Raw genomic sequence first — 3,183 nt, 5'->3', positions numbered from 1 at the left:
AAATTAAAGTAGCACCCTTTGGTACTATTAGTTCATCGCGTATTGTAAGTATTTCATTTGGGGTGGATGCCCACCATTCGGTAGTTCCAGATGGGAAAGTATGCGATGTTAAAAAATAGTCGTTATTTGCCCTGCAACATGCTACATTTGCAAAAAAGTGATCCTTATAATCCATACCATCAATTTGATCAGGGAGGGTAAAGGCTGGCATTCCAGGCAGGGTAGAACCCGCATTGTTTTCATTGTATTCAATAGAAATGAAATGGTTATTCCAGTTATTGACAAAATCGGGCTGATCTGGATTTGAAAGTGTAGCCATACGATTTTGTACCGGGAAGTATAATTTTCCATCCTTACCTAATTCTATGAAAGATTTTCTAAACTCATTTGTATTAAAACCTACTGTATGAAGTGTAGAATTTAATATATCAAAATATTTTATTCCATGATTTTCAGCCGTAAAATATAAAAAACGTCCATTGGGTGAAAATTCAATACCTCTAATATTATCTACAGCTGCAATTTGAATATTTCTTTCGGATCCTGGTATGAGATTTCCGGTGGCAAAATCAAGTTCTGCAATATATATTTGATTAAGTCCGCCACCAAAAGATTCAAAGCGATTAGGACAGGCAATAGAATAATTACCATTGCTATTAACAATCAATTCCATTTCACTTCTGTGATTCATAGTTTCACAAGAAGCAAGTGTCATTTCTGTTGCAATACCATCATATACTAAACCTGATGGTGTAATTACAAGTCTATAAATGGTAAAGCCACTGGAAACAAAAACAAACCTAGAATTATTTGGCCTTAGAGGAGATGCAGCAAGAAATCTATTTCCGAATTTTCCACCGTTTACTGTATAGCAAGTAAATCCAGGCATCATATTTTGAATATCCTGCATATTGTCTAAAGTGTTAAAACGTATCATAGCCCCTCTCACCGGGCCATTAGGATTTATAACATGAGGGAGAGATAAATCTAAAATACCATAATAAGGTGATTGATCAGATGTAACGTTATCAGCATACCTTTGTAAGGTGAAGAAATAATACCGCTGGCAATTCCCAGGATCTGGAACAATCATAAATTCTGAAGTTCCTTTTACTTTTTTATCATTACTAATTAGAAAGGTTGTTAATTCATCAATAAATCTTCCGTTTTTGTCATACACTACACCATCTACAACAAAAAACAGCAATTTGCCTTGTGCATCCTGCATGGCATTATGAGTATATAATGAAGGCTGGCCTTGGTAATAAAGATGTGGTGAATCCGGATCTGGGTTTGCTGGGGTGGGGAGAGTTTGGAGAAGTTCACCAATTTTATATTGTCCAGGCAACGACCAAACATTATTTTGTGCATCAAGCCGCAAGTTTGCTATTCCAGAGAAAAGCAAACAAAAAAGCAGTACCAATTGTTTTTTCATAATCAAATTTATTTAAATGAATTTATAGTTATTGAAGACCAATGGATGATTTTCTCCGAGCAAAAGTCGTAAAAAAAAAAATGGATTTGCAAATAAAGTTTTAAATAGTTTTAACAATTATTTGCACATTCTTCCAAACCTTGCTATTTTTGTGACTATGAGGATTATATACATAGTAAATTTTTTGTTGACTTTTTCCTTGTTTTCACATGGACAACAAATATATTATCAGGATGTGTTTAACGGTGGAGTTACTGTGGCGGGATTTTCCTTCTGCATGGGTGCTGGCAACGGAAATTTTAATGTATATATAGAACCTGGTAGCACTGTAAGGAAAGCTTTTTTATTTAGCTATAAAATTGGGATAGAAACATCGCCTGCAGATATAAAATTGAATGGAAAGATTTATAATATTAATAATCAAAATAAAGTAAGTAAAATAATAGATAATTTTATTGCCTCTGCCCCTAATTACTCAATTCATGCTGTAGATATCACAAATGACATTTCCCCAATAATTACTAATTATAATATTGAAATTCCGCCACAACCTATTGCACCATGTTTAAATTGTGTTGTCGGCTGTCCATATATAGTAATTCTTTATGAAAACCCAATTTTACCTGTTACTAATCTGGTTATTGTACTTAATGATAAAAATACAAGTGTTAATAATCAATATTATTTATCAAAAGTTAATCCGATAAATAGCATGATGCCAGTAGGTATGTCAATTATTTCAGATCGAATGGCAGATACCATTTATGATGGATCTTATGTTTATGTTGAAAATAATTTATTAGGATTAATTGGTGGTTCAGATGCAGTAAACGAATTATTTGGATGTGGTGTAAAAGGTCATTTTTATTATCAAAATAATCAACTGTTTGGATTAGATGATGATATAGCTAATAATGTAATGAAAGGCAGTGACGGATTAGCTGATATAAAAAATCAATTGACCTACAATTCCATATCATTTAATTATAAGGTAATTCACCAAGGAGTTGCTCTTTATTCTAACCCATTATTAGGTTTTAACTTTGCTTACAATACAACCTGCAATCCATTCACAACAACTATAGCCAAAGACACAACAATCTGTTCAGGAACAAAAGCCCAATTAACAGCAACAGGAGGAATAAATTACGAATGGCTTCCCCAACAGAATTTAAGCTGCTACAACTGCCCAAACCCTGTGTTTGCAGGGCAAAAAACCACAACCTACACCTGCCGCATTTGGAGTACGGATAGCTGCTCCAAAGTACTGCCTGTTCGGGTACTTGTTAAAGAGCCAAGGCCAGATACTGTTAATGTTACCAATGGCATTTGCGGGGATAACAATGGTTCTTTTAAACTGGGCCAGTTACAAAATGGCACTGCTCCCTTTGTGTATTCCATTGCAGGCCAAACGAACACAACAGGAAATTTCACGGGCCTTGGATCAGGAACATATACATACAAAGTAACAGATGCAATGGGCTGTGTTTTTTCAGATACGGTAAGTATTACTGAAACAAACCAGGTAAAGGCAGGTTACCTTACACAAAAATTTAAAGATGAGCCGCTAAAAATTGGTTTTATAAACAACAGTAAAAATGCCACACATTATATCTGGGTGTTTCCAAACGGGGATACCCTTTATTCAGAAAACTTTACCCAACTATTTGATTCGGGTGGAACTTATGAGGTAATGCTAATTGCCTACAACACTTACCCCCACTGTTCCGATACAGTAATGCATACCA

At 34.7% G+C, this 3,183-nt stretch carries 2 protein-coding genes; one reads left to right on the top strand and one right to left on the bottom strand.

The window, feature by feature from the left end:
• A partial coding sequence (locus H0V01_07820) for a hypothetical protein (GenBank protein ID MBA2583277.1) occupies window positions 1-1,435 on the bottom strand: 1,435 nt, incomplete at its 3' end.
• 157 nt (window positions 1,436-1,592) lie between these two features.
• On the opposite strand from H0V01_07820, the gene H0V01_07815 reads away from it, so the two are divergent.
• The coding region (locus tag H0V01_07815; GenBank protein MBA2583276.1) for a hypothetical protein at window positions 1,593-3,183 on the top strand (1,591 nt) is incomplete at its 3' end.

The organism is Bacteroidota bacterium (genome assembly GCA_013696965.1).
Classification (GTDB): Bacteria; Bacteroidota; Bacteroidia; order JACCXN01; family JACCXN01; genus JACCXN01.
The sequence above is the reverse complement of the archived record's forward strand: the minus strand, read 5'-3'. Positions and strand labels throughout refer to the sequence as shown.